Below are 4613 nucleotides of genomic sequence, written 5' to 3'. Positions count from 1 at the left end.
GTAACTCCTCGCGGAACTGCTGCCGTTCGGCAGTCAGCCCGCCCCCTTGTGGATACCGCATGCCCCGGTGATACCGCACAGGCGACGAGCCGTCAGCCCCTACGACTCCACGAGTTCAACCTCAGTAGCTCGTAGCCCGTAGCCCGTAGCCCGTAGCCCGTAGCCCGTAGCTCGTGTGGCGTGTGGCCCTCGTCTACGACCCCGACCAGGTCGTGCTGCAATCCCGCAACGGCCGGCATGGCCAGGGGCCTTCCCTCTCAGGCCGCCGCCGCTGTGTCAGCCGTCGGCTTCCCGGTGCGCGGTGCTCCACGGCGATCTGTGCGCCAGGAAGCAGTTGACGTCGTGGTCACCTACGTCGCCTCCGAGTGGGCACTACGGTGCGAGAGCGTTGTAGTGGTCGTGTTGCTCATCCCGAGTACGGGCGGGGCTACCGAGTCGATCCACCGCTGCTCGCCGAGGTACCAGCAGGACGACGGCGGCAGGCCGTTGCCCAGCTCGTCCGCCTCCGCGACGTAGGCTGATCAACCACCCTCACGTCGCGCGCCCCGACACCGTCACGCACTCGGAGGAGCCAAGCACCTGCTGCTGGACCGCGGCAGTGAGAAGCAGTGGATCAGCCATGCCGACAGCGCGGCACTGCGTGGCCCTGCGTCGGGCGAGAAACATGACACGGCGTGGAGGCCAGGAGCACTCGGGGGCGGCCACCCACTACAGCGACGAACGCTTACGCCGGCCAGCCGCCGTAGGGGACGGTGAGGAGCTCCATGTAGTGGCCCGACGGGTCGAGGAAGTAGACGCCGCGACCGCCGTCGTTGTGGTTGATCGCGTTCGGCTGCGTCCTGCCCGGGTCCGCGTAGTGCTCGATGCCGCGCGCCCTGATGCGCGCGTACGCGGCGTCGAACTCCTCCTCGGAGACCAGGAACGCGTAGTGCTGCGGACTGATCTTGTCCGCCGGGATCGTCGCGAAGTCCAACGTCACGCCGTTACTTAGTTCGACGGCGAAAAAGGGACCGGATTCCCCGGCGATCTCAAGGCCGAGCAGCTCCGTGAAGAACTCGGCGGATTCTCGCTTGTCCCGGGAGTGGACGATCGTGTGGTTCAACTCAACTGCCAAGGGATGCCTCCGAAGGCATGTCCCGACACCTCCATGCCTCACCCAGACGGTGACCAACACGCGATGTCCTGACGGACTGTAGCCGCGCGGTGTGGATGTTGGCTAGCGGACACCCTGTGTGGGGGACACAGGTCGCCGGTAGAGCTGGTGGGGGCCGCCTTCTGGGCCGGGGGTCGTGGGTTCGGCCGGGATGAAGCCGAGGCGTTCGTAGAAGATGCGGGCGTTGCTGGCGCGCCGGGGTGGTCGGCGCCGAACGTCACCACCTCGACCGTGCCGGGTGCGTGCACGAAGCGCGTGTACGCGTCCTCCAGCAGTGCGCGGCCCACGCCCTGGCCGCGTGCCTCCTCCGAGACGACCAGCCAGTCGACGTGGTAGGCCGGCGGCGAGGCGTCGAAGAGAAGCGCCCCGAGCGGGGTGTCCGCCGTCGTGCCGTCGGCGATCAGCGCCGTACCGGCGCGCAGGTGCGTGCGGACGGCTTCATGGAAGCCGGGCTCCTCGACCATCGGCCCGAACCAGTGCTCCACCTGCCCCGCGAGCGTGAGTATCCCGCCCAGGTCCTCCTCTCCCGCGACCCTTGGCGCCACACCCCCGGCAGGGCCGGGACCGGTTGTCCCGCGACGCTCCTCAGAGGATGAGAGGTGACGGCTCACGGCGAATCCGTTCTGTGTGTCGGCTGGCAGGTGGGTCGCGGCGCATCAGCTTGCCACGATCGAGTGAGTGGGTTCAGGTGGATGCTTGGGCATAGACGGTCTGACGGAGTAGCACAAGCCAAGGGGGGCTTAGTGAGCGGCAGTCAGTCTGTTCAGTGGGGTGGGCAGCACGGGAAGGACGACGAGGAGGATGACGGCCTGCCCGGTCAGCCGTGGACGCCTACCGACGAGCCGTACCCGGACGGTTCGACGCCGCCCGGTGACGGGACGCACCGCAAGTGACCGATTCGGTCGAGAGCGCCACGCGGGCGGCACACGAAGACTTGGGCCGCTACCTGCTCGGTACCGGGGCGATGACGGCGGAATGGGCGGCTGCCTTTGCAGCGGTGCCGCGTTCGGCGTTCCTGCCGGATCTGATGTGGCCGCACGACATGGCCACCGGGCGGTGCGAGGCCGTCAGGCGTAAGGACGCCCCTGAGGAGTGGCAGCGGTACGCCGACAGCGACTGTCCCATCGTGACGCAGTGGGACGACGGGGCACATGAGGGCGGGGAGCCGGGGCGGTCGTTCAGCTCCTCGTCGTCCATGCCGAGTCTGGTTCTCGCCATGCTGGCCGACCTCGATGCCCGCCCGGGGCAACGAGTGCTGGAGATCGGTACGGGGACGGGATGGAACGCCGCGCTCCTGGCGCATCGTCTCGGCGCGGACAACGTCGCGAGCGTAGAGGTTGACGACGTGGTCGCGAGCGAGGCGCGGGAAGCGCTGAAGCGTTGTGGGTTTCCGGTGACGGTGGTGAGTGGGGACGGCGCTCTCGGCCATGCGGAGCTGGCTCCCTACGACCGTGTCGTTGTGACGTGCGGGGTCAGGAGGATTCCGTTCGCCTGGGTGGAACAGACAAAACCGGGCGGAGTGGTCCTTTCGCCTTGGGGGACGTACTACGGGCCGGGTGAGGCGACCGTACGGCTGGTTGTGGACGAGGACGGCCGGAGTGCCACGGGGCCGTTCACCCGCCCGGTCGCGTTCATGCGCATGCGGTCCCAACGGCTGGTTCGGCCACCGCACGGGGAGTACGTCACGGCGGCCGCGTCGGAAGTGGCGGAGCGTTCCACGACCACGGTGACCGAAGCCGAACTGCTCGGTGGCGGTGGCTTTGACGCCGCCGTCGGCTTCGCACTCGGGCTGCGGCTGCGGGACGTGGTACACACCCCGGACCAGCGACGGGACGGGCGGCGGGCGGTGTGGTTCTACGGACTGACCGACCGCTCATGGGCGGTTGTCGACTTCCGAGAGAGCCGGTCGGAGGCGAGAGTGCACCAGGCAGGCCCCCGGCGGCTGTGGGACGAGGTGGAAAGCGCCTACCGCTGGTGGGTGGCTCACGGCAGGCCGGACCACACGCGCTTCGGCCTGACGGTCTTGCCGACCGGTACGCACGCGTGGCTCGACGACCCTGCCAAGGCCTGGCAGGTGTGAGGTGAGGGCGGCACGAGGGCCGCCGCTCGGCTCCTCAGACGGTCGCTGTGAGGAATGTCGTCCAGGCGGTGGGCGTGAAGCGGAGTATTGGACCGTCAGTGGCCTTCGAGTCGCGGACGTGGACCGTGTGTCGGGTGGGGGCGAACTCCACGCACTCTGTGCCCGTCCCGCTGTAGCTGGACTTGCGCCAGTGAAGCGCGGCCTCGTGTCGGCGGTCACCCGACGCGTTGTTGGCTGTCTTCATTGCCAGTCTCCTACTGCTTGTTCGAGGACTCTTCGCGATTCGTACCGGCTCAGCGCGTGTGATCGGATCATCGCATAGCGCCGTGACAGCTCGGAGACTTCTTCTGGCCTCGTCAACAGCAGCCCGCGCCCTTGCACTTCGAGGTAGACAGCGCGGGAGTGGTCCGGCCGTTCGACGATCTTCATGGGACCGTCCACGCCTGCGTGCTCACCTGCTGCCCCCTGTAGGAGGGGTAGGACGTGGACCGTGATGTGAGGTCGCTTCGACAGCTTGACGAGGTGGAGCATCTGGTCCCGCATCGTCTCGCGGCTGCCGAACTGTCGCCGCAACGTCGATTCCTCGAGTACGAGTTCGAGGTGTGGAATCGGGTCTTGGCGGTCGAGTAGAGCCGTGCGGGCCATGCGGGCATGGACGTGCGCCTCCCTCTCCTCATCCGTGAAGATCGGGTAGCCGCCGCTGATCAGGGCTCGCGCGTACGCCTCTGTCTGGAAGAGGGCGTCGATCACCACCGTCTGGTACGCGGCGATGCTCAGCGCCCCCTGTTCGATCAGGGCGTAGTCCTTGAAGAAGGACGGTAGGTGGTCGAGGGCGAGGAACTTGCCGGCGATCGTGAAGATGCTCGGGGAGCCGAAGAAGGCTTCGTCCAGCTTGGCGAGCATGACCTCTGTCGGGGGTTGCTTCAGGGTCTCCAGGGCGCTGATGGCGGCGCCGGTGTAGCCGGCTCGGCGGCCGAGCTCTTCCTGTGACCAGCCTCTGGCCTCGCGTAGCTTGCGGACCATCTCGGCGCAGTACTGGAACGTGGGGGAGGCGGATCTGTTCGCCCGGGTCATCGGTGTTGCACCCTCCTCAAGCCGGTTCAACGGGCCTCAAGGGGCCTCAACGGTCGTTCGACGGGGGTTGAGGGAATCGCCCGTCGCGTTGGTATCGCTACACACGGTAGGCGTCAGCACTGACAGTGGAGGCATGAACTTCGAGAATCATGCGCCCGGGCTGCCGTGGGTGCCGCTGCACGGGTACCAACTCCGGTTGGCGGGGATCTACTTCGACGCCGTGCGGGTCGGTGGGGAGTACGGGCGGAACGCGGCCGTCCAGTTGGGGCGGCTCACCGGTGGCGAGCCGGGGCCGATCATCTTCGC

Annotated in this window: 4 protein-coding genes and 1 pseudogene; 1 reads left to right on the top strand and 4 read right to left on the bottom strand. The window is 67.7% G+C overall.

Features of this window, described 5'->3' with window-relative positions:
• Window positions 1-724: 724 nt before the first annotated feature.
• Both GL263_RS22090 and GL263_RS22085 read right to left on the bottom strand, forming a co-directional pair.
• Window positions 725-1114, bottom strand: coding sequence for a VOC family protein (locus GL263_RS22090; protein ID WP_182857492.1), 390 nt, complete (start codon window positions 1112-1114; stop codon window positions 725-727).
• A gap of 102 nt (window positions 1115-1216) precedes the next feature.
• Window positions 1217-1698 (bottom strand): annotated as a pseudogene (locus GL263_RS22085) (GNAT family N-acetyltransferase).
• 344 nt (window positions 1699-2042) lie between these two features.
• On the opposite strand from GL263_RS22085, the gene GL263_RS22080 reads away from it, so the two are divergent.
• Entirely contained in the window at window positions 2043-3233 is a 1191-nt protein-coding gene (locus GL263_RS22080) for a methyltransferase domain-containing protein (RefSeq protein ID WP_323379519.1), read from the top strand.
• Between the two features lie 34 nt (window positions 3234-3267).
• Here the strand turns inward: GL263_RS22080 and GL263_RS22075 are convergent, their stop codons facing one another.
• Both GL263_RS22075 and GL263_RS22070 read right to left on the bottom strand, forming a co-directional pair.
• Window positions 3268-3477: a DUF397 domain-containing protein gene (locus tag GL263_RS22075; RefSeq protein ID WP_182857491.1), complete on the bottom strand. Its 210-nt coding sequence runs from the start codon at window positions 3475-3477 to the stop codon at window positions 3268-3270.
• The gene (locus GL263_RS22070) at window positions 3474-4307 is read right to left on the bottom strand and encodes a helix-turn-helix domain-containing protein (RefSeq protein WP_182857490.1); all 834 of its coding nucleotides are present in this window, start codon (window positions 4305-4307) and stop codon (window positions 3474-3476) included. Before GL263_RS22070 ends, GL263_RS22075 begins: the two co-directional genes overlap by 4 nt.
• Window positions 4308-4613 lie beyond the last annotated feature (306 nt).

Origin of the sequence: Streptomyces durbertensis, assembly GCF_014156695.1 — a bacterium.
Taxonomy (GTDB): Bacteria; Actinomycetota; Actinomycetes; order Streptomycetales; family Streptomycetaceae; genus Streptomyces; species Streptomyces durbertensis.
This window is presented reverse-complemented; position numbering and strand designations above follow the sequence as displayed.